This window comes from Litoreibacter albidus, assembly GCF_900107015.1.
Lineage (GTDB): Bacteria > Pseudomonadota > Alphaproteobacteria > Rhodobacterales > Rhodobacteraceae > Litoreibacter > Litoreibacter albidus.
In genome coordinates, this window is sequence record NZ_FNOI01000002.1 from 17,691 (window position 1) to 41,353 (window position 23,663).

General features: G+C 57.0%; 28 protein-coding genes. 9 read left to right on the forward strand and 19 right to left on the reverse strand.

Translation table 11 applies throughout. The annotated features are described in order from the left end of the window. The first annotated feature begins 56 nt into the window (after nt 1-56). The 4 genes from BLW66_RS05015 to BLW66_RS05030 all read left to right on the forward strand — a co-directional run bounded on the left by BLW66_RS05015 (nt 57) and on the right by BLW66_RS05030 (nt 2,701). The gene (locus tag BLW66_RS05015; RefSeq protein WP_089945740.1) at nt 57-266 is read left to right on the forward strand and encodes a twin transmembrane helix small protein; all 210 of its coding nucleotides are present in this window, start codon (nt 57-59) and stop codon (nt 264-266) included. Between the two features lie 4 nt (nt 267-270). After that, nucleotides 271-843 carry a cob(I)yrinic acid a,c-diamide adenosyltransferase gene (locus BLW66_RS05020; protein ID WP_089945743.1) on the forward strand — a complete coding sequence of 191 codons (573 nt, stop codon included), beginning with the start codon at nt 271-273 and terminating at the stop codon, nt 841-843. Between the two features lie 168 nt (nt 844-1,011). Next, on the forward strand, nt 1,012-1,773 hold the full coding sequence (locus BLW66_RS05025) for an electron transfer flavoprotein subunit beta/FixA family protein (protein ID WP_089945745.1): 762 nt from the start codon (nt 1,012-1,014) through the stop codon (nt 1,771-1,773). Nucleotide 1,774: 1 nt separating this feature from the next. Continuing rightward, complete coding sequence (locus BLW66_RS05030; RefSeq protein WP_089945747.1) at nt 1,775-2,701, forward strand: electron transfer flavoprotein subunit alpha/FixB family protein; 927 nt, start codon at nt 1,775-1,777, stop codon at nt 2,699-2,701. A gap of 54 nt (nt 2,702-2,755) precedes the next feature. Here the strand turns inward: BLW66_RS05030 and BLW66_RS05035 are convergent, their stop codons facing one another. Beyond that, nucleotides 2,756-3,562: a DUF6473 family protein gene (locus tag BLW66_RS05035; RefSeq protein WP_089945749.1), complete on the reverse strand. Its 807-nt coding sequence runs from the start codon at nt 3,560-3,562 to the stop codon at nt 2,756-2,758. A 160-nt stretch (nt 3,563-3,722) separates the two neighbouring features. Here BLW66_RS05035 and BLW66_RS05040 point away from each other — a divergent pair, with 160 nt between their 5' ends. Beyond that, on the forward strand, nt 3,723-4,598 hold the full coding sequence (locus BLW66_RS05040; RefSeq protein WP_089946684.1) for a 3-hydroxybutyryl-CoA dehydrogenase: 876 nt from the start codon (nt 3,723-3,725) through the stop codon (nt 4,596-4,598). A gap of 3 nt (nt 4,599-4,601) precedes the next feature. Here BLW66_RS05040 and BLW66_RS05045 read toward each other — a convergent pair whose 3' ends face one another. From BLW66_RS05045 to BLW66_RS05075, 7 genes are read right to left on the reverse strand one after another with little or no spacing between them, the layout of a single operon-like run. Then, a complete protein-coding gene (locus BLW66_RS05045; RefSeq protein ID WP_089945751.1) occupies nt 4,602-5,495 on the reverse strand; it encodes a lysophospholipid acyltransferase family protein in 894 nt (297 codons plus the stop codon). Nucleotides 5,496-5,509: 14 nt separating this feature from the next. Further along, entirely contained in the window at nt 5,510-5,779 is a 270-nt protein-coding gene (locus BLW66_RS05050; protein WP_089945753.1) for an HPr family phosphocarrier protein, read from the reverse strand. A 2-nt stretch (nt 5,780-5,781) separates the two neighbouring features. Further along, nucleotides 5,782-6,171 carry a PTS sugar transporter subunit IIA gene (locus BLW66_RS05055; protein WP_089945755.1) on the reverse strand — a complete coding sequence of 130 codons (390 nt, stop codon included), beginning with the start codon at nt 6,169-6,171 and terminating at the stop codon, nt 5,782-5,784. 16 nt (nt 6,172-6,187) lie between these two features. Then, a complete protein-coding gene (gene rapZ, locus BLW66_RS05060; RefSeq protein ID WP_089945757.1) occupies nt 6,188-7,090 on the reverse strand; it encodes an RNase adapter RapZ in 903 nt (300 codons plus the stop codon). Then, on the reverse strand, nt 7,087-7,536 hold the full coding sequence (locus BLW66_RS05065; protein WP_342027813.1) for an HPr kinase/phosphorylase: 450 nt from the start codon (nt 7,534-7,536) through the stop codon (nt 7,087-7,089). The genes rapZ and BLW66_RS05065 overlap by 4 nt, the downstream gene beginning before the upstream one ends. 41 nt (nt 7,537-7,577) lie before the next feature. Further along, on the reverse strand, nt 7,578-9,293 hold the full coding sequence (locus BLW66_RS05070; protein ID WP_089945760.1) for a sensor histidine kinase: 1,716 nt from the start codon (nt 9,291-9,293) through the stop codon (nt 7,578-7,580). Nucleotides 9,294-9,295: 2 nt separating this feature from the next. Then, a complete protein-coding gene (locus tag BLW66_RS05075; protein ID WP_089945761.1) occupies nt 9,296-9,997 on the reverse strand; it encodes a response regulator transcription factor in 702 nt (233 codons plus the stop codon). A 309-nt stretch (nt 9,998-10,306) separates the two neighbouring features. Here BLW66_RS05075 and BLW66_RS05080 point away from each other — a divergent pair, with 309 nt between their 5' ends. Next, nucleotides 10,307-11,905, forward strand: a complete 1,599-nt coding sequence (locus tag BLW66_RS05080; protein ID WP_089945763.1) for a phosphoenolpyruvate carboxykinase — start codon at nt 10,307-10,309, stop codon at nt 11,903-11,905. A 110-nt stretch (nt 11,906-12,015) separates the two neighbouring features. After that, nucleotides 12,016-12,471: a DUF3859 domain-containing protein gene (locus tag BLW66_RS05085; protein WP_170833400.1), complete on the forward strand. Its 456-nt coding sequence runs from the start codon at nt 12,016-12,018 to the stop codon at nt 12,469-12,471. On the opposite strand, the gene BLW66_RS05090 is transcribed toward BLW66_RS05085, so the two are convergent. Next, a complete protein-coding gene (locus BLW66_RS05090; RefSeq protein ID WP_089945767.1) occupies nt 12,468-13,235 on the reverse strand; it encodes a sulfite exporter TauE/SafE family protein in 768 nt (255 codons plus the stop codon). The two genes, BLW66_RS05085 and BLW66_RS05090, sit on opposite strands and share 4 nt — an antisense overlap. Before the next feature lie 147 nt (nt 13,236-13,382). Between BLW66_RS05090 and BLW66_RS05095 the strand changes: the two genes are divergently transcribed. Beyond that, entirely contained in the window at nt 13,383-15,074 is a 1,692-nt protein-coding gene (locus BLW66_RS05095) for an acyl-CoA dehydrogenase family protein (protein WP_089945769.1), read from the forward strand. Nucleotides 15,075-15,121: 47 nt separating this feature from the next. Further along, on the forward strand, nt 15,122-15,508 hold the full coding sequence (locus tag BLW66_RS05100) for an META domain-containing protein (RefSeq protein ID WP_089945771.1): 387 nt from the start codon (nt 15,122-15,124) through the stop codon (nt 15,506-15,508). On the opposite strand, the gene recO is transcribed toward BLW66_RS05100, so the two are convergent. The 10 genes from recO to BLW66_RS05150 all read right to left on the reverse strand — a co-directional run bounded on the left by recO (nt 15,492) and on the right by BLW66_RS05150 (nt 23,663). Continuing rightward, entirely contained in the window at nt 15,492-16,223 is a 732-nt protein-coding gene (gene recO, locus BLW66_RS05105; protein WP_089945773.1) for a DNA repair protein RecO, read from the reverse strand. The genes BLW66_RS05100 and recO overlap by 17 nt on opposite strands. Before the next feature lie 13 nt (nt 16,224-16,236). Further along, nucleotides 16,237-16,569, reverse strand: a complete 333-nt coding sequence (locus BLW66_RS05110) for a DUF1491 family protein (protein WP_089945774.1) — start codon at nt 16,567-16,569, stop codon at nt 16,237-16,239. Beyond that, the gene (gene era / locus BLW66_RS05115) at nt 16,562-17,476 is read right to left on the reverse strand and encodes a GTPase Era (RefSeq protein ID WP_089945776.1); all 915 of its coding nucleotides are present in this window, start codon (nt 17,474-17,476) and stop codon (nt 16,562-16,564) included. The genes BLW66_RS05110 and era overlap by 8 nt, the downstream gene beginning before the upstream one ends. Then, a complete protein-coding gene (rnc, locus tag BLW66_RS05120; protein WP_089945779.1) occupies nt 17,473-18,153 on the reverse strand; it encodes a ribonuclease III in 681 nt (226 codons plus the stop codon). Before rnc ends, era begins: the two co-directional genes overlap by 4 nt. A gap of 7 nt (nt 18,154-18,160) precedes the next feature. Then, the gene (gene lepB, locus BLW66_RS05125; RefSeq protein ID WP_089945781.1) at nt 18,161-18,952 is read right to left on the reverse strand and encodes a signal peptidase I; all 792 of its coding nucleotides are present in this window, start codon (nt 18,950-18,952) and stop codon (nt 18,161-18,163) included. Between the two features lie 55 nt (nt 18,953-19,007). Then, nucleotides 19,008-19,421, reverse strand: coding sequence for a holo-ACP synthase (gene acpS, locus BLW66_RS05130; protein WP_089945783.1), 414 nt, complete (start codon nt 19,419-19,421; stop codon nt 19,008-19,010). Then, nucleotides 19,418-20,041 (reverse strand): LysE family translocator, encoded by a 624-nt coding sequence (locus tag BLW66_RS05135; protein WP_089945785.1) that lies wholly within the window; start codon nt 20,039-20,041, stop codon nt 19,418-19,420. The genes acpS and BLW66_RS05135 overlap by 4 nt, the downstream gene beginning before the upstream one ends. Further along, entirely contained in the window at nt 20,038-20,781 is a 744-nt protein-coding gene (locus tag BLW66_RS05140; protein WP_089945787.1) for a pyridoxine 5'-phosphate synthase, read from the reverse strand. The genes BLW66_RS05135 and BLW66_RS05140 overlap by 4 nt, the downstream gene beginning before the upstream one ends. Nucleotides 20,782-20,846: 65 nt before the next feature. Next, nucleotides 20,847-21,446 carry a DUF2062 domain-containing protein gene (locus BLW66_RS05145; RefSeq protein ID WP_089945789.1) on the reverse strand — a complete coding sequence of 200 codons (600 nt, stop codon included), beginning with the start codon at nt 21,444-21,446 and terminating at the stop codon, nt 20,847-20,849. A 93-nt stretch (nt 21,447-21,539) separates the two neighbouring features. Continuing rightward, complete coding sequence (locus BLW66_RS05150; protein ID WP_089945790.1) at nt 21,540-23,663, reverse strand: RelA/SpoT family protein; 2,124 nt, start codon at nt 23,661-23,663, stop codon at nt 21,540-21,542.

Genomic DNA, 23,663 nt, shown 5'->3' on the forward strand with positions numbered 1-23,663 from the left:
TCGGTAAGGCTGCGTTAAATGCTATCAAACGTTATGCAATCAACAGGAGCTGAGCCATGTTCAACGACCCGCTTTTCATCGTAGTCGCCGTAGCCTGTGTCTCGGTACTGATTATTCTGCTCATCGGCATCGGCGGCTTTGCCAAGGGTGGCGACTTCAATCGCAAACACGCGAACCGCATCATGCGCTACCGCGTCGCGGCGCAATTCGTGGCCGTGGTGCTGATCTTGCTCTTCGTTTTCTTCCGGCGCATGGGAGGCGCGTAAATTCATGGTCGTACTAAATAAAATCTATACCAAGACGGGCGACGCTGGCGAAACCGCCTTGGGCAATGGCGTGCGCGTGGCGAAGCATTCGCGGCGGGTTAACGCATATGGAACCGTCGACGAGACGAACGCCACTGTGGGCTTGGCACGCCAACACGCCACTGCGACGATGGACGCACAACTGGCGATGATCCAAAACGACCTATTCGATTTGGGCGCAGACCTCTGCCGCCCTGATATGGAGAAAGACGCAGACGCCGAATACCCACCACTGCGCATAGCTGCCAACCAAGTTGCGCGCTTAGAGTCGGAAATCGACTCAATGAACGCTGCCCTGGAACCTCTAAGGTCTTTCATCCTGCCGGGCGGATCACCGCTCGCTGCGCAACTGCACCTCTGCCGCACGGTATCGCGCCGCGCGGAGCGGTTGACGGTGGAGTTGGCCGGTGTGGAATCAGTAAATCCCGACGCGGTGAAGTACCTGAACCGCCTCTCCGATTGGTTCTTCGTTGCGTCGCGCGTCGCGAATAATGACGGAAAAGATGACGTGCTCTGGGTCCCTGGGGCCAATCGCTAGCGCAAACATCTTGCGTTTGTGAAATTTTTAGTCTTTTTTTCATCAACGCGGCGTCACAGACGGTTGCCGTGTCGATTTTAGCCTATTTTTCGTGACGCCCGTCCGGTATCTCGGAAATTGGAATTATAACGTGCCCATTTCGGGCGCTGATCTAGGGAGATACCGCAGATGAAGGTCCTCGTACCCGTCAAACGCGTGATCGACTATAACGTGAAAGTCCGCGTCAAAGCGGACGGCAGCGGTGTCGATCTTGCTAACGTCAAAATGTCCATGAACCCATTTGACGAAATTGCCGTCGAGCAGGCTATCCGCCTGAAAGAGGCAGGAAAAGTCGAAGAAGTCGTTGCTGTATCCATTGGCGTGAAGCAAAGCCAAGAAACGCTGCGCACGGCCTTGGCAATGGGCGCGGACCGCGCAATTCTGATCGTAGCTGCGGATGACGTTCACAATGACATCGAGCCCCTCACAGTCGCCAAACTGCTCAAAGCAGTCGTCGACGAGGAGCAGCCAGGCATCGTACTTTGCGGCAAACAAGCTATCGACAACGACATGAACGCAACCGGGCAAATGCTGTCAGCGCTTCTGGGGTGGTCCCAAGCGACCTTCGCATCCGAGCTGGACATCGACGGCGACAAAGCAGTTGTTACGCGCGAAGTCGACGGCGGCTTGCAGACCATCAACGTGAACATGCCGACCGTCGTAACGGTTGACCTTCGCCTGAACGAACCACGCTACGCGTCGCTGCCGAACATCATGAAGGCCAAGAAAAAGCCTTTGGATGAAAAGACGCCTGCCGATTATGGCGTAGAGGTGTCGAACCGTTTGACTGTCGTCAAGACGTCAGAGCCAGAAACACGCAAAGCCGGTGTTAAAGTGGCCTCTGTGGACGAGCTGGTCGCGAAACTCAAAGACGAAGCGGGAGTGCTGTAAGATGGCTGTTCTTATGATTGCAGAACTAACCGGCGCGGAACTGGCGATGGACGCCACAGCAAAGGGTGTGACCGCAGCTAAGGCGATGGGCGATGTGACCGTTCTGGTTGCTGGCTCAGGCTGTGCAGGTGCCGCTGATGCGGCAGCGAAGCTGGACGGTGTGTCCAAAGTGTTGCTGGCAGACGATGCCGCCTACGCAAATGGCTTGGCCGAGCCTCTCGCTGACTTGATCATCTCTCTGGCGGATGGCTTTGAGCAAATCGTAGCCCCTTCCACAGCATCCGCAAAGAACGTGCTGCCACGCGTGGCAGCCCTGCTTGACGCGATGATGATCTCCGACGTCACTGCTGTGGTTGATGGCAACACGTTCGAGCGCCCTATCTACGCTGGCAATGCCATTCAAACAGTTCAGTCTGGCGATGGGACCAAGGTTCTGACCGTACGGACAGCCAACTTTGACGCGGCACCCGAAGGTGGATCTGCTCCCGTTGAAGCTGCTACCGCCGCCGCCAACCCGGGCCTGTCGGCTTGGGTTGAAGACAAGGTTGCAACGTCGGATCGACCGGAACTCACCTCCGCTGGTATCGTCGTGTCTGGCGGTCGTGGTGTAGGGTCAGAAGACGACTTCGCGCTGATCGAGAAGCTGGCCGACAAGCTGGGTGCCGCCGTCGGCGCGTCCCGTGCAGCGGTCGACAGTGGTTACGCCCCGAACGACTGGCAAGTCGGCCAAACCGGTAAGGTCGTGGCGCCAGACCTGTATATCGCAGTTGGTATCTCCGGCGCGATTCAGCACTTGGCTGGCATGAAAGACTCGAAAATCATCGTGGCCATCAACAAAGACGAGGAAGCACCTATCTTCCAAGTCGCAGACTATGGCTTGGTCGCAGATCTGTTTGATGCAGTACCCGCATTGATTGACGCGCTTTAAGTCGCGGAGTGCATTTATCTAGGGGCCCGCTGAACGCGGGCCCCTTTTTTGTGCCTATAAAACGGACAGCAGCTTGTCCGCGATTTTGCGATGCGCCGACGGCCCGATCATTTCACGCGCCGCTGCGGCCTCCATTGAGTTGTAGATCATCCCATCAAGTTTGCCCCGCTCGTCCGCGATATCAACTTCAACGATGTGATCCACCAAACCCGCCAAACGCCCGACCAGCGTAGCATCCAGAAACAGCGGCTCCTGCCCAAGACAGACGGGAACGCAAACTTCTGGCTGCGGCTCCCTGAGCCAAAGCAGGATGCAGCGTCCGTTAATCTGACGCAGCATCAGCTCCATCCGCGACACCCAAGCTGAGCGAAGTTCTATCTCAATGGCGGCAAATCTCTGTGGCGACACTGCCTTCAACGTCGTCAGCATATGCCGCGTGAAAGAAAACTCGCTGAAATCCACCTCCCTATAGATCGACTTTAACAAGGCAGACGCCTTCAAGAACCGGTCGTTTCGGCGCGCGTGAACGACGTAATAGCGGTTAGACATATTCTGCGCGCCCATAACCTGAATAACCGTCGTGCCTGCTTTCATACAAAGCCCCATCAACGACGGGTCGTGCACGAAGGCATCCACCCCCGCGTTGACCGCGCTAAAGTTCGCGCACGGCATTCCGACCGCATCCTCCACGATCTCAACGAAGGGCTTCTCCACAAACTTTCCGTAGGTTTCGCTGCCACCGATAAAGGAGATATATTCCTTCTTGAGACTTCTTCGCGGGCCACGAAACAATAGCTTCGACTGGCCATACCGACATTGATTGTAACTTAAAGGACTCGCGTCCGGTCTTTCATAGGCCATTGCCCCACCTCTATTTCGACTCACCCACGGTCACATTTGCAGTGCCAAGTTGCTAAAAACCTAAGGTGCAAATTCACCGAAATTTTTAGCAACCTGAGCGCCCTTGCACGCGCCCCTTGCAGCGGCCTATCTTGGCGCCAACCCGATGGAGTATGCGGACATGGAAATCTCGAAAGTTGGCGTTATTGGCGCTGGTCAAATGGGCAACGGCATCGCGCACGTATTGGCGTTGGCGGGCTATAAAGTTCTGATGAACGACATCTCGCAGGACAGTCTTGATAAGGCCATCGAGATCATTGAAGGCAATCTTGATCGCCAGGTCAGCCGTGAGAAAATTACCCAAAGCGAACGCGACGCAGCGCTGGCGAACATTTCGACCACCCTCACGCTCTCCGATGTAGGTCCGTCTGACCTGATCATTGAAGCTGCGACCGAACGCGAAACCGTCAAAGCGGCTATCTTTGAAGACCTGTTACCGCATCTGTTGCCGCACACAATTTTGACGTCAAACACATCTTCCATCTCGATCACGCGCCTCGCTTCGCGCACGGACCGCCCTGAAAAATTCATGGGCTTCCACTTCATGAATCCCGTGCCGATCATGCAATTGGTCGAACTGATCAGAGGTATCGCGACAGACAAAGAGACCTACGACGCCTGCCATGGCGTCGTGGAAAAGCTGGGCAAAACCGCAGCAAGCGCAGAGGACTTCCCCGCCTTCATCGTGAACCGCATCCTGATGCCCATGATCAACGAGGCGGTTTATACGCTCTACGAGGGCGTCGGGTCCGTCAAATCCATCGACGAGTCGCTGAAGTTGGGCGCAAACCACCCGATGGGGCCGCTGGAGCTTGCGGACTTCATTGGCCTCGATACCTGTCTCGCGATTATGAACGTGCTGCACGAAGGGCTGGCGGACACCAAGTACCGCCCTTGCCCGTTGCTTACAAAGTATGTGGAGGCCGGTTGGCTGGGTCGAAAATCGCAACGCGGCTTCTATGACTACCGCCAAGACCCGCCGGTTCCGACCCGCTAAACGCTACTTGCGCACCTGCGATTTCAGGGCCAGCGTTTTTTCTCTAAGCCACGCCACAAAGCCGCGTGGGTTACTGGCCCACTCTTTTATCTCGTTGGGGTCCACCGGCTCCCCAACGACGGGCGCTTGGGGCTTGTAGAGCGCATGGCGTACTTCGTAGATCAGTAGCCCCTGACGCAGGGTAGCGGAAATACGATTTGCGATTTGGTAAGCTCTGGAGTTTTGCCCCGGAAAGTAAATCGGCACGACCTTCGCGCCAGAGCGGTGGATCATCTTGGCAGTGAATGGATTCCACTCCGCCTCTACTGCTGGGCCAAACGCCGTCTCCGAGGTTGCCACCACACCGGAGGGGAACAGCACAATTGCGCCACCGGTTTTGAGATGCTCCATCGCTTTGCGGCGCATCTCCAGATTCTTCTGCAACGCGTCATCCTCATGGGGAAACGGGACAGGAATCATGAACATATCGATAGCGTTAACCCCCGTCAGTAAAGAGCGGGTCAGGATTTTGTAATCGGTACGCACTCGCCCGATCAACTCCGCAAGAACCATGCCGTCAACAAGCCCATGTGGGTGGTTGGCCACAAAAATAACGGGGCCATCTTTGGGAATGTTGTCGATCTGCGACTGCGGGGTCTGCAACTCGATGCCCATGACATCCAGCGCATCTTTCCAAAAGCCCTGCCCGAATTTCACGCCGCCGCGCTCAAACTTGCGGATAAGAAAAAGTAAGTGAAGTTTACCGGTTAGCAACTCCATCAAGCGGATTGCATTCGCCTTCCAAGGGTTCGTGAACGTGTTGGCATAAGACAGGTTGCGCTTGTCGTAAGCCACGTATTCGGGGTGGTCGAACGGGAAGTCTTCAGTTCGCTGGGTGGCGTTAGAAGTGTCGTCCATGTCCTGTTGCGGGCTCAAAAGCCTTCACCGAACTTGTCGGCGACCAGCTCGGCCAGCGCCGTCATTACGGCGTCGGCCTCCGCGCCCTCAGTGCGAACATCAATGGTCGTACCGCGCGACGCGGCCAACATGAGAAGACCCATGATGCTATCGCCCGACACATCCATCCCGTCTTTGCAGACTGTCACACGGGCGTCGAATTTCTCAACGACCTCAACAAATTTGGCGCTGGCACGTGCGTGCAGCCCTTTTTCGTTAACGATACTCAGCGTCTGTTCAACCATTGCTACACCGGTCCGTCAAAGCTGTTAATGTATTTACGCCCCGCTTCCATCGCGAGGTCGACGGCGGTGTTCACGCCCTGACCTCTGGATTTTGCCAGTTTGATAAGCATCGGCAAGTTTGCCCCGTAAAGGATGCGCCTGTTTTGCGGACTGCACGCGAGAAGAGATAAATTAGATGGCGAGCCGCCGAACATATCGGTGACAACGACAACGCCGTCACCCTCATCCACCGTATCCGCAGCATCGCAAATTTCGGTCTGCTTATCGTCGCGATTGTGGTTTTCTTCGATGGTGATCGCACGGATTCCGGTTTGTTTGCCGACAACATGCTCCACCGCTGACAAGTACTCCCTTGCCAGCCCGCCATGCGCGACGATGACTATTCCGATCACCCGACAAACATCCCGTTCATATAGTCCCAGCGTCGGGCTTGGCCCGCCGCTCTAATTCCCGATGCCTTATAGACACTTGCCAACCCTTATTTGCAAGGGTGTTACCCATCATTTCCGCGACGGCAACGGATCTGTGCTTCCCACCAGTGCACCCTAGCCCGATTGTTAGGTAAGACTTCCCTTCGTCATGAAACGCAGGAAGCAACAAATCTGTCAAATCCGTAATTTTTTCGAAGAATGGTGTGAAACGTTGGTCTTCTTTGATGTAATCGACCACCTTGGGTTGTTGGCCTGTCATGTCGCGCAGGCTTGCTTCCCAATGCGGGTTTCTTAGGAATCTACAGTCGAAAACCATATCGACCCCGTGCGGCACCCCTCTTTTATAGGAAAACGAGTTCAGCAGAACGGACAGTCCTGCATCCCCCGGAGCCGCGAACAATTTGGTAACCTCATCACGCAAGTCATGCGGTGACAGGCTCGACGTATCAATGACCACATCACTGCGCGACTGGATGGCACCCAAGAGTTCCCGTTCCCTTCGAATTCCCTCCTGAAGGCTTTCATTTGGTGCCATCGGGTGCGGGCGACGGGTCTCCGAATAGCGCCGGATCAAGACATCCTCGCGCGCATGCAAATACAGCAAACTGATCTGCGTATCCGTATCGCGGGACAAGGCGTCGACCAAGCTCATGAAGGCTTTGGTGGTGAAGTCGCGGTTGCGCACATCGACCCCAAGCGCGACCGATTTGGCCAGCGGCGGCCCGTCCAGAAGGCGCGGGATAAGGGACAGCGGAAGGTTGTCTATTGCTTCGAAGCCGACATCTTCCAGCACATTAATTGCAGTACTACGCCCCGCGCCGGACGGCCCTGTAACGATGACAATCTGATGCGGAGCGGGGAGGTTGGGGCCTGTACTCATGCGCCCATTGAACCGTGAAACCCGTGCTTAAGAAAGTGTAAAAGCGCGGCGACCAGATGAGTTTTATCGCCGGATGGGATCACCGGCAACCTGTGCGGCCCGATGCTGACATGCCGCAGCGCCGGCAGCCTCTCAACCGTGTTGCTGTCGAGGTCGACAATTGCCATCAAGACGGTGCTCTCGCAGCAAGGCGACGCCAAGATACCAACGCCCCGCGCTTCTATCGCTGCTGGTAGCGTGTCGGGTTTGCGGGCTATGACTCCTAGCTCCGTCACAGACAAGTCGCATCTGTCATCTGCGACCAACTCGGCACCATAAGCCATCATTTGAAGCGCGAGCGCCGATTTTCCTGACCCAGATTGCCCTACGATCAGAACCCCACGCCCCTGAACCGACACGCACGACGCATGTATCTGACACGGGACCGTGGGAATGGCGGTCAACACAGTGACAACCTCATGCGGGCCTTTTCCGCGGGAAACCCCACTTATGTAGGAAGGCCCACGACAAAACGTGCGCCCAGTGGTTCCGAGGTGACATCCGCATCTGTCGGGCGGATGTTCTCGGCCCAGATCACACCGCCATGCGCCTCGATGATCTGCTTAGAGATCGCCAAGCCCAAGCCCGAGTGATTGCCGAACTGGCGCTCCGGCCGTTCCGAATAAAAGCGGTTGAAGACCTTGTTCAAAGCCTGCTCCGGAATGCCCGGACCAGTGTCCTCGACGACGACCAGGATACGGTCGTCACGACGGCGCGCCCAAATACGGACTGCGTCGCCCGCCTCGCAAAAAGACGTGGCGTTGGTGATCAGATTCACGAAAACCTGCGCCAGACGGGCCTCTAGGCCATGAATAATGATCGGCTCGTTCGGCACATCCCGAATAAACTCGACACCGTTCTCCGCCGCTTGCTGCCCAAGGTATTCGGTAAGGTTGTTGATCATCTTCATCAAATCAAACGGCTCTTCGTCCTCTTTGACAAGCTCGCTGTCCAAACGGGACGCGTTAGAGATATCACTGACCAAGCGATCCAACCGGCGCACGTCATGCTCGATAACATCGAGCAATCTGCCACGTTGTTCGTCAGTCTTGGCCACACGAAGCGTGCCAACCGCAGAGCGCAAGGACGCCAGTGGGTTTTTGATCTCATGTGCCACGTCGGCAGCAAATTGTTCGTTCGCGTCGATGCGTTCATAAAGCGCCGAGACCATGCCGCGCATCGCCCCCGACAGCCGCCCGATCTCGTCGGGACGCGCCGTCAAATCTGGGATACGCACACGGCTTGGACTAACTTTACGGGCGTTTTTGTCTTGCCCCAGCTCCGCCGCCGCTGCGAGGTCGGACAACGGGTTTGCGATCGTCGACGCCAGAACAAGGCTAAGCCCGATCGAGACGAGTATCGCGATGACAAACATCTGCAAAACCTGCTCGCGCTCACTCCGCACCAACTGGTCAATCTGACCGGCTACCGTAGACAATGCCACGACACCGATCACTTGACCGTTTTGCTCTATCGGTGTGGCGACAGAGAAGATGCTACCACCCGCGCCGTCTTGCCCCGTCCGGATTTGCGTCTCTCCAAGGGCCGCTTTAGCCAGCAGCCTACGCGCCTCGTCCTCACCAGACACGTTCGCTTTGGGCGTAGTGGCACCAAAAGCGCCCGAAATGGTTTCCCATGCGCTGTTGAGGAAGCCGGTAATTGCCGTGCCGTTCCTGTCCGTCACCAAGCCCTCGGTGCCCGGCAGCTCGGGACGATCGGCCCCCAACGTGCTCGCAAGCAACGCCTCGCTTGTGGAAAACACGTAAACCTCGACGCCTGGCGCAATATCTAACGCGCTCAACGTCGCCGAGGGGTTTTCAATGCTTGCGTCCCCACCGGCAATCGCGATCTGCGCCTCAAAGACGTCCGCAATAAGCTGCGCCTCAGAAACAAGGGCCACCTCGCGTTGGGCAACCAGACTGTCACGGAAGGGGTTCAGAAACAGAACGCCTGCAACCAGCAGGACCAAGGCCAGCAGATTGAAGGTGATAATTTTACGTGCCAAGGGTGACCGGTTCAGCGAAATAAGATTTCGCTTCTCCCGTTTGGTCCTAAGCTCTTGCTCAACGCTTTCGCCAGATCGAGTCCAATCCTCGCCCATAACCAATTCTGCGTTTTTGGCCGGCCTAGAACTCGCCATGGAAAACCTCGACACTAAAGACATAGTTACTCTTCGTTATACCTGTAACCGATACCGTAGAGTGTCTCAATCGCAGAGAATTCGTCATCAGCCGTGCGCATCTTTTTGCGCAGACGTTTGATGTGGCTGTCGATTGTACGGTCATCCACGTACACTTGGTCGTCGTAGGCCACGTCCATCAACTGGTCGCGCGACTTCACGAAACCCGGGCGTTGCGCCAAAGCTTGCAACAGTAAGAACTCTGTAACGGTCAGCGAGACATCATTGCCCTTCCACTTCACCGTATGGCGCAGCGGGTCCATGACCAAATCGCCACGCACCATAGTTTGGGCCACTTCGCCCTCACCCGCGTCGTCTTTTGCGATGGCGTCTTTGCGGCGCAGGATTGCGCGGATACGCTCCACCAGAAGGCGTTGCGAAAACGGCTTACGCACGTAATCGTCGGCGCCCATGCGAAGCCCTAGAACTTCATCGATTTCATCGTCTTTGGATGTGAGAAAGATGACAGGAACCTCAGATTTCTGCCGCAAGCGCTGCAACAGGTCCATCCCGTCCATACGGGGCATCTTGATGTCCAAAACTGCCATATCAGGCATTTTACGGGTGAAAGCGTCTAAAGCGCTTTGACCGTCATTGTATGTTTCCACCTCAAAGCCTTCGGCCTCAAGAGTCATTTGAACTGACGTCAGGATATTCCTGTCGTCGTCCACCAACGCAATTTTAGACATTGGACGCCCCTTTTGTACTGCTCATTGCTCTTTATTTTTCATGCACCATCTGCGCTTGGCTCTCTAGAATCAATGAAATTGTGGCGAATCAAGGCAGTTGCGCCATCATTTGGGCATTTCCGCCCTAATGTTTGACTAATTTGCCGCACCTGAACCCAATGATAACGCTATCACCCCGCTTACGACCGGTTTCCTCTAAAAATCGACGTGATATACGAAGGGCAGTCGCCTCGTCGGGGCGACACCGGCCGAAACAGACCTCCGCCGGACCCTAAGATACGCGGGATTTCCCGCTACAGGAGCAAGCTCATGATCACAGGACGCGTCAATCCAGCTTTCACGTTGGACAAACAGGGTATTTCCGGCCTTGGGGGCGTCTATTACAACTATCTGGAGCCTGCTCTTGTCGAAGAAGCCCTGAAGCGTGACGAAGGAACGCTGGGAAAAGGTGGCTCATTTCTGGTGACGACCGGCAAGCACACCGGCCGCTCCCCGAAAGACAAGTTCGTGGTTCGCACACCCTCCGTCGAAGATAGCATCTGGTGGGATAATAATGCCCCCATGGAGCCCGACGCGTTTGACGTGCTGTACGCCGATATGGTCGCGCACATGAAGGGTCACGACTACTTCGTTCAGGATTTGTTCGGCGGCGCCGACGCAGAACACCGCCTCGATGTGCGCGTTGTAACCGAACTAGCGTGGCACGGCCTGTTCATCCGGCACCTGCTACGTCGTCCAGAAGCGGAAGAGCTCGCCTCTTTCGTTCCGGAATTCACCGTGATTAACTGCCCGAGCTTCCAAGCCGATCCAGAACGCCACGGCTGCCGCTCCGAGACAGTTATCGCGATGAACTTCGACAAAAAGCTGATCCTCATCGGCGGCACGGCATACGCGGGTGAAAACAAAAAGTCTGTATTCTCGCTGCTAAACTACCTTCTGCCCGCGAAAAACATCATGCCGATGCACTGCTCTGCCAATCACGCGCATGGCGACCCGGAGGACTCCGCAGTGTTCTTCGGGTTGTCGGGCACAGGGAAGACCACGCTATCTGCCGATCCGTCCCGCACCCTTATCGGTGATGACGAGCACGGCTGGTCCGATCGTGGCATCTTCAACTTCGAGGGTGGCTGCTACGCCAAGACCATATCCCTCTCCGCTGAGGCAGAGCCGGAAATTTTCGCAACAACCGAGAAGTTCGGCACAGTTATCGAGAACATGGTGTTCGACAAGGACACCAAAGACCTTGATTTCGAAGACGACAGCCTCACCGCAAACATGCGCTGCGCTTACCCGCTGCCGTATATCTCCAACGCGTCCGACACGGCGCTTGGCGGCAACCCCAAGAATATCATCATGTTGACCTGTGATGCGTTCGGCGTTCTGCCTCCAATCGCGCGCCTAACCCCTGCGCAGGCCATGTACCACTTCCTGTCCGGCTTCACCTCTAAGGTGGCCGGCACAGAGCGGGGCGTGACCGAGCCGGAGCCTACGTTCTCCACATGCTTCGGCGCGCCTTTCATGCCGCGCCGGCCAGAAGTCTACGGTAACTTGTTGCGTGAAAAGATCGCGGCACACGGTGCATCTTGTTGGTTGGTTAACACCGGCTGGACCGGCGGCGCTTACGGTACAGGATCCCGCATGCCAATTCGCGCGACCCGCGCATTGCTGACTGCGGCGCTTGACGGCTCGCTAAGCAAAGGCGAGTTTCGCAAAGACCCTAACTTCGGCTTCGAAGTTCCGGTTGCCTGTGGCGGCGTCGCAGATGTCCTTCTTGACCCCCGCCGCACGTGGGAAAACGCAGAGGCATACGACGCGCAGGCCGCGAAGCTGGTGGAAATGTTTGCAGACAACTTTGGCCAATACGTCCCGTTCATCGACGACGACGTGAAAGACGCCGCAATCGGATGACCTTTTCGATGCTCAAAGCCGTCCTTGTGGGTGGGCTATTGAGCCTATCAACAACCACTCAGGCGCAACACTTGGACAGTGTTGCGCCTGAGCGCTTTTTCAACGGGCGCATGCTCGCACAAATCAACTACGGCTTGGTATGCCCCGCGGGAACCGCGACAAAGCTGCCCGCGCCTGGCACGCATTTGGGTTTCATCACCCAACGGGATCAAAGCCAGTTCATCGAGCATCAGACCCAGATCATCCCTCTGACTAAAGGCATCGGGTTTGGTGTGGACGCCAAGGTTTTGGGTGACATAGATCTGCGGGGCGTGGAGGTGACGGTGCTGCACCCACCCTACGCTGGCACCGACGTCACAGAGGAAAGCTGGCAGACCGACATCGTGCGCGACGCGTCCAACCTGAACTTCTTCCTGTTCGAGTTCCCGTTTGAAATGGTGGCTGGTGAATGGGCCATTCAAGCCAGCCACAGGGGCCAGATCGTTTATTCCGTCAGCTTTAAGGTTGTTGATCCGGCACGGGTTCCCAACTTGGCGAGCTATTGTTCGGGCAGTCTGCTATCTTAGCCAACAAGCCCGCGACGGATCAGGTTAAGCCCTGCCAATAGCAAAACGCACGACGTGACTTTTCGGAACATTGCTTGGTCGATACGGTCCTGAACCTTAAACCCAAGCCAGATCCCAAACACCGCAGGCACCACAAGCAGCGCGGAGAACGGCACCGTCTCTGGCCGTAGAATTCCTGACTTGATGTGTGCGGCCATCAGCAGTACCGCCCCCAGCCCGTAAACCACCCCCTGCACGCGCATTTGCTCCTGCTTTGGCGTGCCAACTGCGGTCAGATACAAAACTGTTGGCGGGCCCCATACTCCAGACACCCCGCCAATTAGCCCCGCGAACGCGCCCACGAAAGCTTCTACTGCGCGGCTTCGTCCGGCAAGCGAGGGTCGCCAACCAAACAGCTGCAACGCGGTGAAGCCCGTCACGAATACCCCGATCATCAGATATAGTGTGTTCGACGGGATCACAGCTACCATCTGCGCACTCAGAAGTAGCGCCACGGCGCCAACCCCCAAGAACACCTTAAAGTGCTTTAGCGACTCCCAAGCAGCAGAACCGCCTTGCCTCAGCGCCTGCATTCCGTTTGACGCAACGGTGGGCAAAATTAAGCCCGCCAGAGCCAGCTCCGGTGACAAAAAACTGCTGAGGCCCGATATGAAGATCATCGGCATGCCAAATCCGACGACGCCTTTAACGAAGCCAGATGCCGCGCCGATAATGAAAGCGAGCACCAGAAATTCAGGCGCGATGATCTGCGTAAACAAGTCCATGACTTCTGGTAACCGCCTTCTCGCGGAAGTGCAGCAACAATTACCCTGCGACACTTTAGTTCAATTATGAAACATTTAGCGCATTAAAGTTGCGCTGCAGCTGCAAAGTGATTATTTGAGGGTAAAGTCGTATAAAGGATTCGAGAAATGCCCCATGACGGACAGGATATGAGCCTCTCAACCACAACCGATGCGGTTATCCCGAATTTGCTGACACTCACCGCAGCTTCTCTCGTGCCGTTGCAGGAATTACTGGACAGTGCAAAAGAGGTTGTTCGCGCGCAACTCACTGATAATGGGCGGATTTCCGGTGCACTGCTGGAACAAAACCAGACGGCCGCGCATGGGCTCGCTTGGCTTGCCACCTATGTTCAAGCCCTCACCCAGATGCAAAAATGGGCAGAGAAGCTTAGCGCCGCTGGTAAGTTCTCCGAGGTGGAGCAACTGATTCACCAGATAGCGTTTGGCGAATATCTGAACCAAATCCGAGGCGGCATCCCCATGTCCCAAGGCGAAATTCTGCGCTTGCAAGATATCGGCGTATCGAGCGAAGCACAGCTTTCGGCGATCACCCCTGAAATCGAGACGCTCTCGCAAACCGCCAACACGCAGAACGCCCGCACGCGTCTGGTTGCACTAATGGAAGAACGTTCAGCCGAAATCATAACCGGGGCTTCCGGCTTGGATGACGAGTTGGAAATGATCCGTGAACAATTCCGCCGCTTCTCGGTCGAAAAGGTAGAGCCCTTTGCACATGAATGGCACCTCAAGGACGACCTGATCCCTATGCAAATCATCGAAGAGTTGGCCGAAATGGGCGTCTTCGGCCTCACCATCCCAGAGGAATACGGCGGCTTCGGGTTGTCAAAGGCGTCGATGGTTGTCGTCTCTGAAGAGCTATCACGCGGTTACATCGGTGTGGGCTCTCTGGGCACGCGGTCCGAGATTGCAGCAGAGCTGATCCTGTGTGGTGGCACGGAAGCGCAGAAGGAAAAGTGGCTGCCGAAGCTCGCAACCGCCGAAACCTTGCCCACCGCCGTGTTCACCGAACCGAACACTGGCTCCGATTTGGGCGCTTTACGGACACGCGCCGTGAAAGACGGAGACGACTACAAGATCACGGGCAACAAGACATGGATCACCCACGCCGCCCGCACGCACTTCATGACGCTGCTCGCCCGCACAGATCCAGACACGACCAACTACAAAGGTCTGTCCATGTTCATCGCGGAAAAAACCCCCGGCGACGACGCGAACCCTTTCCCTACCGAAGGCATGACGGGCGGCGAGATTGAGGTGTTGGGCTACCGCGGCATGAAAGAATATGAGCTCGCCTTCGACAACTTCCACGTTAAAGGCGAGAACCTCCTAGGCGGTAACGAAGGGCAGGGCTTCAAACAGTTGATGCAAACCTTCGAGTCCGCACGCATCCAAACCGCCGCCCGCGCGGTCGGGGTGGCCCAATCGGCAATCGACGTCGCGGTTCAATACGCCAACGACCGCAAGCAATTCGGAAAATCCTTAATCGATTTTCCGCGCGTCTCCGGCAAAATCGCCATGATGGCGGTGGAAACCACAATCGCGCGCCAACTGACATATTTCTCCGCGCAAGAAAAAGACAACGACCGGCGATGTGATCTGGAAGCGGGCATGGCCAAGCTGCTGGGCGCACGCGTAGCTTGGGCCTGCGCGGACAACGCGCTGCAAATACACGGCGGAAACGGCTTCGCGCTGGAGTACAAAATCAGCCGAATTCTATGCGACGCCCGAATACTGAACATCTTCGAAGGGGCCGCAGAGATACAGGCCCAAGTCATTGCCCGTCGCCTGCTTGATTAAGCAATTGTGACTAAACACCTAGGGCGCAGCCTGATACGTTGCGCCCTATGAAACTATACGCCCTCATAGCCCTTGCCCTGCTGTCCGCGTGCAAAGACGAAACGATTTCCGGCTATGCGCCCAACGGTGCGGTTTGGCGCTTAGAAACACTCAACGGCGCAGTATTCGGCGCGCGTGCCACGCTGAGTTTTCCTGAAACGGGTCGCATTGCGGGCCACGCACCCTGCAATACCTATTTCGGGTCACAAACGGCCCCCTACCCGTGGTTCGCAGTCGAAGGTTTGGGCAGCACCAAGCGCGCGTGTCCCGACTTAAACGCTGAAAGCGCTTACTTCGAAGCATTGGCGAAAGTGACATTGTCAGAGGTCAGTGGTGGCACCCTCATCCTGTCCAACGATGTCGGTGATCAGATGGTATTCAAGACGTCGGACTAGCCCGAAGCGCCTCTACCAACCGGTCGCGTGCAAGCGGCAACGGCTTGTTACCCAGTTGCGGGGCCATCCGTGTCGATAGGAAGTGGCCGGTCGTGGCCAAAGCATCCGGAACGCCTTCTAAAGAACCGTCGCCGACCCCGCGCAAGCAATTCGGCAACGACAACAAGCGCGACGCCCACTCCCCCGCCCCTTGGCGAGAGACCGCACGCCCTGTGCGTGGCGATACGTAGATCAGTTCTTGCATGGAGCCCGTCACAGCGCATGATGAAAGGTCCAAGCCGAACCCCAACTCCTCTAGCAAAGCCAGCTCCCACTGAACGTAGGCCAGCGGCCACGCTTCGCTTTCGCCCAGAAGGTCGAACACAAGCAAAGTCCGCTCATAAAGGTCAGGGTGGGGATCACGCTCGGCCAAGGCGAACTGTAGCAATCCGCAAAGCGCATTCAGCCCCGCTAGCGCCTTACGGTCACCCATAACAGCGGCAGCGCGCGACTTGATCGGCTCAACCGTAAATGCCCCCAAGTGTCCTTCCAGCCTTGCACGCCAAGCGACGTCCAGCTGCGCACCAGGTTGTAGGATAGGCGCCATCTTGCGCCCCGCGCCGCCGCGCACGACGCCCGCATGGCGACCAAATTCAGAAGTAAAGACGTCGATAATGGCCGCGTTCTCGCCGTGGCGCCGCGCTGACAGCAATACCCCTTGGCTTCGCCAGTCCATTACCTGCCCTCCGTCAGCTCAGGCCCTCTTCGTCCAGAAGATGCCGGCCCGCTTTGTCTTCGACCTCAATCACCCAAAGATCGGTGTCAAAGCTGCGTTGCTTAGCGATCGCACTGTCCACGTCGCGTTCCGCCCCGTCACTTAAAACAACCCAAGCCCGCTCGCCACTCATCAGGTCATACGATCGTTGATAGGCAACAGCTTGGCCGTCCAACGTGTTCATCTTAACCAAAACTACCCCCGCAGTGGCGTCGCCCTTCGCAGTGACAAAGGCTGGAATGTTTTCTAACCTTAATCGGTTCAGATAGGCAGAAACCCAAAAATCGGTGGTCAGGCGGTTACTCATTACCGTCTTTGAAGTTCAGGCCCATTTCCGAGTACCGTTCGCTGTCTTCCAACCAACCGGGGCGTACTTTGACTTGCAAAAACAGGTGGACTTTGCGGCCAAGGAATTCCGTCAATTCCTCCCTCGCGGCTTTGCCTACCGCCTTGATCGTCTCACCTTTATTGCCGAGGACGATGCCTTTGTGCCCGTCGCGAACAACATAAATCAGTTGCTCGATCCGTGCGGAGCCGTCTTTCTGCTCCTCCCACTTCTCCGTCTCCACGGTCATCTGGTAAGGCAGCTCCTGATGTAGACGAAGCGTCAGTTTCTCGCGGGTGATCTCTGCCGCGATGTTGCGCATTGGGGCGTCAGCCAGTTGGTCTTCTGGATAGAGCCACGGCCCCTCGGGCACTTGGCCGGCCAGCCAGCCGCGAAGCGCGTCCGTGCCATGGCCTTTTTCTGCTGAGATCATGAACGTCTCATCGAAAGCAAAACGGTCGTTCAGTTCCTTGGTCAAGCCGAGCAGCGCATCAGACTTCACTCGGTCAATCTTGTTAATCGCCAGAACCACAGGCGCGCCGCCTGTGCGCTCCGCCAGACCGTCCAAGATTGCGCCGACGCCTTCAGTAATACCGCGATGGGCCTCGACCAACAGAATGACGATATCGGCGTCAGACGCACCGGACCAAGCCGCTGCAACCATCGCGCGGTCCAACCGGCGGCGGGGACGAAAGAGACCCGGCGTGTCGACAAACACCAGTTGCGCCTGACCTTCCATCGCGACGCCACGAATACGTGCGCGCGTGGTCTGCACTTTATGCGTCACGATCGACACCTTGGCGCCAACCATACGGTTCAACAACGTCGACTTGCCCGCGTTAGGCTCTCCGATCAGCGCGATAAAGCCCGCGCGAGTTGCCTCAGTCATGTGTCTAGCCTTTCCAAAAGCGCCTTGGCCGCAGCCTGTTCCGCTTGCCTCTTGGCCCCTGCCTTCGCTTCCGCGCGCTCGCCAGAAGCGAGCGTCACCGCGATTGTGAATTCCGGCGCGTGGTCGGGGCCTTCGCGCTTGATTATCTCATAGATTGGCGTTGTTTCGCCACGTGATTGCACAAATTCCTGCAACGCAGTCTTCGGGTCTCTGGCGTCTTCCTTAACGTCGAACACGCGCTTACCCCACAAACGCAGGATCAGGGCGCGCGCAGCAGAGAACCCACCATCGCGGTACACCGCCGCGATCAGCGCCTCCATACCGTCGCCTAGCAGCGCCTCTTTGCGTCGACCGCCAGATACCATTTCTGATTTGCCGAGCTTCAACACCGCGCCAAGGCCGATGTCACGGGCCACATCAGCGCAAGCTTCTTTGCGCACCAGCGCGTTATAGCGCGGGGCTAGGACACCCTCGGTCGCATCGGTGTCAGCGTCCAGCAATGCCTCCGCCATGACCAAGCCCAAAACGCGGTCGCCCAGAAACTCAAGCCGCTGGTTGTCTGGACGTGTGGCGGACGAAATAGAGCCGTGGGTGAGTGCCCGCACAAGCAGCTCTGGCTGCTCAAATCGGTACCCGATCCGGTCGCAGAAAGCGGAAAGTTCGCCGGACAGTTTCATCGCAGGCCTACTCAATCGCTTTGAAGAACCGGTCGCTACGCCAGGTCCAGAAATACAGCATACGCGACCCCGCCGAAGAGAAGATCACACGGTCCGCACGACCCAGCAGGTTAGCAAATGGCACCATGCCGACGCCGCCGCCTGCCTGCGAGAAACGGCTGTCGATCGAGTTGTCGCGGTTGTCACCCATGAAGAAGAAGTGCCCCTCTGGCACGTCAAAGACAGGCGTGTTGTCTGCCCCCAACCCGTCGCGGATGTTCAGGATGCTATGGGACACGCCGCCTTCCAGCGTCTCGATGGCTTTCTCTTTTTCGCAATCGCCGCCAAGGCCCACTGCCCCGTTGCTACACGCAGGGAACCCGCCAACAGAGCCTTGCGCCTCGTATGTCTCGACGAAGGGCGCCACGGGCTCTTGCTTCTGGGCTTTGCCGTTCAAAAACAGCACGCCGTTTTGCACTTGGACTTTATCACCGGGCAGGCCGATCAGCCGCTTGATGTAATCTTGTCCGCTGACGGGATGGCGGAAGACTACCACATCGCCACGTTCAGGCTCGTCACCAAACAAACGATCAGGAATAGGGCAAACACCAAACGGGCAGCTATAGCGAGAGTAGCCGTAAGCCATCTTGTTCACGAACAAGAAGTCACCAACCAGCAGTGTATCTTTCATCGAACCTGATGGAATCCAGAACGGCTGGAAAAACAACGTGCGGAACACGGCGGCAATTGCCAATGCGTATACCACCGTCTTGACGGTTTCCATGATGCCTTCGGGCTCTTTTTCACTGCTGCGTGCCATCAATATTCTCTTGTTTTAAAGGTTGGTCGCTACATGCGACCACAGGGAAGTGGAGTCAAGGCACAGCCACGCCAACGGGACGTGCTTCAATCACCACGAAGGCCTGCGCCCAAGGGTGATCGTCCGTCAGGGTGACGTGGATTATAGCCTCATGTCCGGCCGGCGTCATCTCGCGCAATCGCTCCGCCGCCCATCCGGTGACCTCCATCACTGGCTGGCCCGTTCGCAAGTTACTGACCGCCATGTCCTTCCACGCGATCCCCATGCGTAACCCTGTGCCCAACGCCTTGGAGCAGGCTTCCTTCGCAGCCCACCGTTTCGCGTAAGTTCCGGCGACGTCCTTGCGGCGCTCGGCCTTTTGTTGCTCAATTTCCGTAAAGACACGATTGCGAAAACGATCCCCGAAACGCGCCAACGTGGCCTCGATACGCTCGATGTTGGCCAAGTCGGTCCCGATGCCGAGTATCATGTGAGCCTCGCGGTCAGGATTTTTATCCCCGCAAAGCCGAACATCAGGCCGAAACTGATTTCAAACCAGCGGCGCATTTTTTGGTAGCCACGAATAAACGCCTCAGTTGAGAACAGCAGCGCGTAGCCGAAAAACACAACATTAGACACCGCGAAAAGCGCGGCAAAGGTTTCCCAGACCACGCGCGCATCAGAGCCGGGTGGTACGGCGATTGCAAATATAGCGCCCCAGCCGAAAACCGCCTTGGGGTTGGTCAAATGCAGGAGTAATCCTTTCACGTAGACAGACCGCAAGCCGCCACGTTTGGCCTGAACTGTGGCCAGCGGTTTATCGGAAAGGCCAGAGCGCAGCGCCTTAAAACCCAGATACATCAAGTAGGCGGCGCCGACGTAGCGCAAGATTTCAACCAGCCATGCGTTTGCAACCATCAGCGCGCTCATCCCTAACGCCGCCGCGATCCCCCACGAAGCTGATCCGCAAACGATGCCCGCTGCGACTACCAACCCAGCAGCCCGCCCCCGCTCCATAGAGGTGCCTGCAATAGCCAATGTGGCAGGGCCGGGCGATGCGCCCCCAATAGCCCACGCCAACAAGAGCAACGCAAACTCCGCTCCGGTCACGTGCGCGCCTCGTCCATCAGCCGCCGCATCTCTTTGATAGCTGGACCAAGCCCCGTAAAGATCGCTTCGCCAATAATGAAGTGGCCGATGTTCAGTTCTACGATCTCCGGCAGTGCCGCGATCGGCTTCACGCTGTCAAAAGTAAAGCCGTGGCCCGCGTGGACCTCCAGTCCAAGGGAATGGGCCAACGTCGCCATATCCCGCATTTTCACGAACTCTGCATCGCGGTCATCAACACGGCCCTCCGCATGCGCGTCACAGTAGCTGCCTGCATGTAACTCAATGATATCGGCCCCGATGCGGGCAGCCGCGCGCACCTGCCGCTCATCCGCACCTATGAACAAGGAAACACGCGTTCCCGCTGCCTTGAACGGGGCGATATATGCCGCCAAGCGATTGTCGTCGCCCGCAACATCCAAGCCACCTTCGGTGGTTTGCTCCTCACGCCGCTCCGGCACAAGACATACCGCATGCGGATTGGTGGCCAGCGCGATAGTTTGCATCTCGTCCGTTGCGGCCATCTCAAAGTTCAAAGGGACGGTGATGGCCTCCTTAATCGCTGCCATGTCGGCATCGCGAATGTGGCGGCGATCTTCACGCAGATGTGCGGTGATACCGTCCGCACCAGCCTCCTGCGCCAGAAGCGCAGCACGCACTGGATCCGGCACCTCGCCGCCCCGAGCATTTCGAACAGTCGCAACATGGTCGATGTTGACGCCAAGGCGGAGCTTGCTGGTCATGAAGTGAGTCCTTTGAGTAACCTTCGTGCGGATCATAGGACAACGCGCAGCAACCTCAACATCGCTTATTGCGCGTGTGTATCGTCCGACTTCTTGGCCGCCTTGCGCGCCCGAATTTCTTCGAGCTTCTCTTTGATCCTGCCTTTGCGGCGGTTTTGGTACGCCGCTATCAGAGGAGCGCTTATGTAGTAGGCAATCGTCCCCACGATCACGCCCGGGATCAATCCGCCGATCATATATGGGAAAAACACTTCATCGTAGAACCCCGACAAGCGATCCCAATGCGCCACATCATCGGTGAACATCGCCATGAAGTTATCCTTAAGATCCCGCCACGCTCCCGCGAAACGCCGACCGATGTTCATGTTCGGCTCAAATTCGGTTCCCAGCAGGAAGTGCCCCGTTTTAAGCGACACAACACCAATGGGCAGGTAGGTCAGCGGATTGCCAAAAAAAGTCGCCATCAGCGCGGCCAACATGTTGCCGCGCATCACTTTGGCCATGAACGCCGCAATAAAAAAGTGAAACCCGTAGAACGGGGTGAACGTCGTAAACACCCCTGCGAAAACCCCCCGCGCAATGCGGTCTGGTGCATCGGGCAAGCGGCGCACGCGGTGCTTCACATATCCAAACGCCCTGCCCCAACCACCCTTGGGCCAGATCATATGCAGGGCCCAAAGGGCCCAGCTTTTCGGGGTTCGGCGCTTAAACACGTTTGGTCTTTCACCTCTCTGCCCCAACCATGTCAGGGCTACTCTTTACGGCTTGCGGCTAAGGTCCCTGTGCCGCTCCAACGTGGCAACATCGCTATCCGCCTCGATCGCGGTCATAACACCGTGCAAGTGCTCCGCGTCGCGCACATCCACATCTACCAGCAACTGGAAATAGTCCGGCTTACGGTCGATGAAATGCATGTCTGAGATATTCGCCTTCTGCTCGCCTATCAATGTGCAAATGCGACCTAAAACACCAAAGCTGTTACCGATGGTCAGCGCGACAGTCACTGCATTGCTGGCGGCATGGCGCCCAGCGTGCCAGCGTATGTCCAGCCATCGCTCCGGTTGCTCTTCAAACTCAACCAGCGCATCGCAGGCAATTGCGTGAACAAACACGCCCTCACCTTTGTACTTGATGCCGACGATACGTTCACCTGGAACCGCCTGACAACACGCCGCGCGTTTAACCTGTACGCCTTCGGGCAACCCGACCACCGGGCGCTTGCTGTCCACAACATCCATATCGGCCTTGTCAACCAGTTCCGGATAAAGCGCCGTCACAACTTCGCGCGCCGACAGCTCGGTGGATCCCACGTATTCCAAAAGCTGCGAGGCGTCGATCAGGCTCAACTCCTTCGCCGCCGTCTCAAGCGCCTTGTCCGTGGACTTCTTGCCGATGTGCTCGAACGCCACGCGGGTCAATTCGCGCCCCAGCTTGATATAGCGGTCGCGGTGCTCTTCCCGCAACGACTTGCGGATCGCGGATTTTGCACGGCCCGTTACCGCAATATCAATCCACGTGGGCTGCGGGCGTTGCCCCTCAGCCGTGATGATTTCGACCGATTGCCCGTTGCGCAACCGCGTCCAAAGCGGGACGCGAAGGCCGTCCACCTTGGCCCCGACACAACTGTGACCAATCCGCGTGTGGATCGAATAGGCGTAATCCAGCGGGGTCGCCCCGCGCGGCAGTTTGATCACTTCGCCTTTAGGGGTGAAGCAGAACACCTGATCGGAGTACATCTCCAGCTTCACGTGCTCTAGAAAGTCGTCGTGATCATCCGCGTGGTCGAACCGCTCCGTCATTGTCGACACCCACGTGGAAGGGTCAACGGCGAACGGGTTTTCTACCCGCTCACCATCGCGGTATGCCCAGTGAGCAGCAACGCCTGCCTCGGCCACGTCATGCATTTGGCGCGTGCGGATCTGGATTTCCACACGCTTGCCGTCGCGGCCCGATACGGTCGTGTGAATTGAGCGGTAGCCGTTCGTTTTCGGCTGGCTAATATAGTCTTTGAACCGCCCGGGCACAGAGCTCCACCGGCGGTGCATGACACCCAACGCGCGGTAGCAATCATCCTCGGAGTTGGTGATAACGCGGAACCCATAGATGTCGGACAGGCGAGAGAAGCTTTGCTTCTTCTCCTCCATCTTACGCCAGATAGAGAACGGCTTTTTGGCGCGGCCGTAAACTGTGCCCTCAATATTCGCGCGCGCCAATTCCGCACGAATATCGTCCGTAATTTTCGGAACCACATCGCCCGTCTCTTTTTGCAACGTGATAAAGCGGCGGATGATCGACGCGCGGGCGTCTGGGTTGAGGACACGAAAGGCGAGGTCTTCGAGCTCCTCACGCATCCAATGCATACCCATGCGACCTGATAGCGGCGCGTAGATATCCATCGTTTCACGCGCCTTCTGGACCTGCTTGTCCGGCCGCATGTGCTTGATCGTCCGCATGTTATGCAAACGGTCAGCAAGCTTCACCAGAATGACCCGCAGATCCTTCGACATAGCCATGAAGAGCTTGCGGAAGTTCTCCGCTTGCTTCGTCTCGGTCGAACTCAGCTCAAGATTGGTGAGCTTTGTAACGCCGTTCACCAGCTCTGCAATTTCGGAGCCAAACCGCCGCTCTACTTCGGAAAACGTCGAACCCGTGTCCTCAATCGTGTCGTGCAAAAGCGCCGTCACGATTGTCGCATCATCCAGACGCTGCTCCGTCAGAAGCGCTGCGACTTCAACCGGGTGGGTAAAATAGGGCTCGCCGGAATGCCGCGTCTGCCCCTCGTGCATCTTTGCACCATAAGCATAGGCATCCCGTATCAGAGCTTCGTTCGTCTTGGGATTGTAGGCGCGGACCAATGCGATCAGGTCGCTGTCAGAAATCAT

Coding starts and splice junctions, on each gene's coding strand:
- BLW66_RS05030 (WP_089945747.1), top strand. CDS start 1,775: ATGGCTGTTCTTATGATTGCAGAACTAACCGGCGCGGAACTGGCGATG.
- BLW66_RS05085 (WP_170833400.1), top strand. CDS start 12,016: ATGCTCGCACAAATCAACTACGGCTTGGTATGCCCCGCGGGAACCGCG.
- BLW66_RS05100 (WP_089945771.1), top strand. CDS start 15,122: ATGAAACTATACGCCCTCATAGCCCTTGCCCTGCTGTCCGCGTGCAAA.
- era (WP_089945776.1), bottom strand. CDS start 17,476: ATGACTGAGGCAACTCGCGCGGGCTTTATCGCGCTGATCGGAGAGCCT.
- BLW66_RS05110 (WP_089945774.1), bottom strand. CDS start 16,569: ATGAGTAACCGCCTGACCACCGATTTTTGGGTTTCTGCCTATCTGAAC.
- acpS (WP_089945783.1), bottom strand. CDS start 19,421: ATGATACTCGGCATCGGGACCGACTTGGCCAACATCGAGCGTATCGAG.
- BLW66_RS05075 (WP_089945761.1), bottom strand. CDS start 9,997: ATGTCTAAAATTGCGTTGGTGGACGACGACAGGAATATCCTGACGTCA.
- BLW66_RS05080 (WP_089945763.1), top strand. CDS start 10,307: ATGATCACAGGACGCGTCAATCCAGCTTTCACGTTGGACAAACAGGGT.
- BLW66_RS05040 (WP_089946684.1), top strand. CDS start 3,723: ATGGAAATCTCGAAAGTTGGCGTTATTGGCGCTGGTCAAATGGGCAAC.
- rapZ (WP_089945757.1), bottom strand. CDS start 7,090: ATGAGTACAGGCCCCAACCTCCCCGCTCCGCATCAGATTGTCATCGTT.
- BLW66_RS05025 (WP_089945745.1), top strand. CDS start 1,012: ATGAAGGTCCTCGTACCCGTCAAACGCGTGATCGACTATAACGTGAAA.
- lepB (WP_089945781.1), bottom strand. CDS start 18,952: ATGGCACGCAGCAGTGAAAAAGAGCCCGAAGGCATCATGGAAACCGTC.
- BLW66_RS05015 (WP_089945740.1), top strand. CDS start 57: ATGTTCAACGACCCGCTTTTCATCGTAGTCGCCGTAGCCTGTGTCTCG.
- recO (WP_089945773.1), bottom strand. CDS start 16,223: ATGGACTGGCGAAGCCAAGGGGTATTGCTGTCAGCGCGGCGCCACGGC.
- BLW66_RS05150 (WP_089945790.1), bottom strand. CDS start 23,663: ATGATTTCTGACAGCGACCTGATCGCATTGGTCCGCGCCTACAATCCC.
- BLW66_RS05145 (WP_089945789.1), bottom strand. CDS start 21,446: ATGATCTGGCCCAAGGGTGGTTGGGGCAGGGCGTTTGGATATGTGAAG.
- BLW66_RS05095 (WP_089945769.1), top strand. CDS start 13,383: ATGCCCCATGACGGACAGGATATGAGCCTCTCAACCACAACCGATGCG.
- BLW66_RS05045 (WP_089945751.1), bottom strand. CDS start 5,495: ATGGACGACACTTCTAACGCCACCCAGCGAACTGAAGACTTCCCGTTC.
- BLW66_RS05035 (WP_089945749.1), bottom strand. CDS start 3,562: ATGGCCTATGAAAGACCGGACGCGAGTCCTTTAAGTTACAATCAATGT.
- BLW66_RS05140 (WP_089945787.1), bottom strand. CDS start 20,781: ATGACCAGCAAGCTCCGCCTTGGCGTCAACATCGACCATGTTGCGACT.
- rnc (WP_089945779.1), bottom strand. CDS start 18,153: ATGAAACTGTCCGGCGAACTTTCCGCTTTCTGCGACCGGATCGGGTAC.
- BLW66_RS05050 (WP_089945753.1), bottom strand. CDS start 5,779: ATGGTTGAACAGACGCTGAGTATCGTTAACGAAAAAGGGCTGCACGCA.
- BLW66_RS05020 (WP_089945743.1), top strand. CDS start 271: ATGGTCGTACTAAATAAAATCTATACCAAGACGGGCGACGCTGGCGAA.
- BLW66_RS05090 (WP_089945767.1), bottom strand. CDS start 13,235: ATGGACTTGTTTACGCAGATCATCGCGCCTGAATTTCTGGTGCTCGCT.
- BLW66_RS05070 (WP_089945760.1), bottom strand. CDS start 9,293: ATGTCTTTAGTGTCGAGGTTTTCCATGGCGAGTTCTAGGCCGGCCAAA.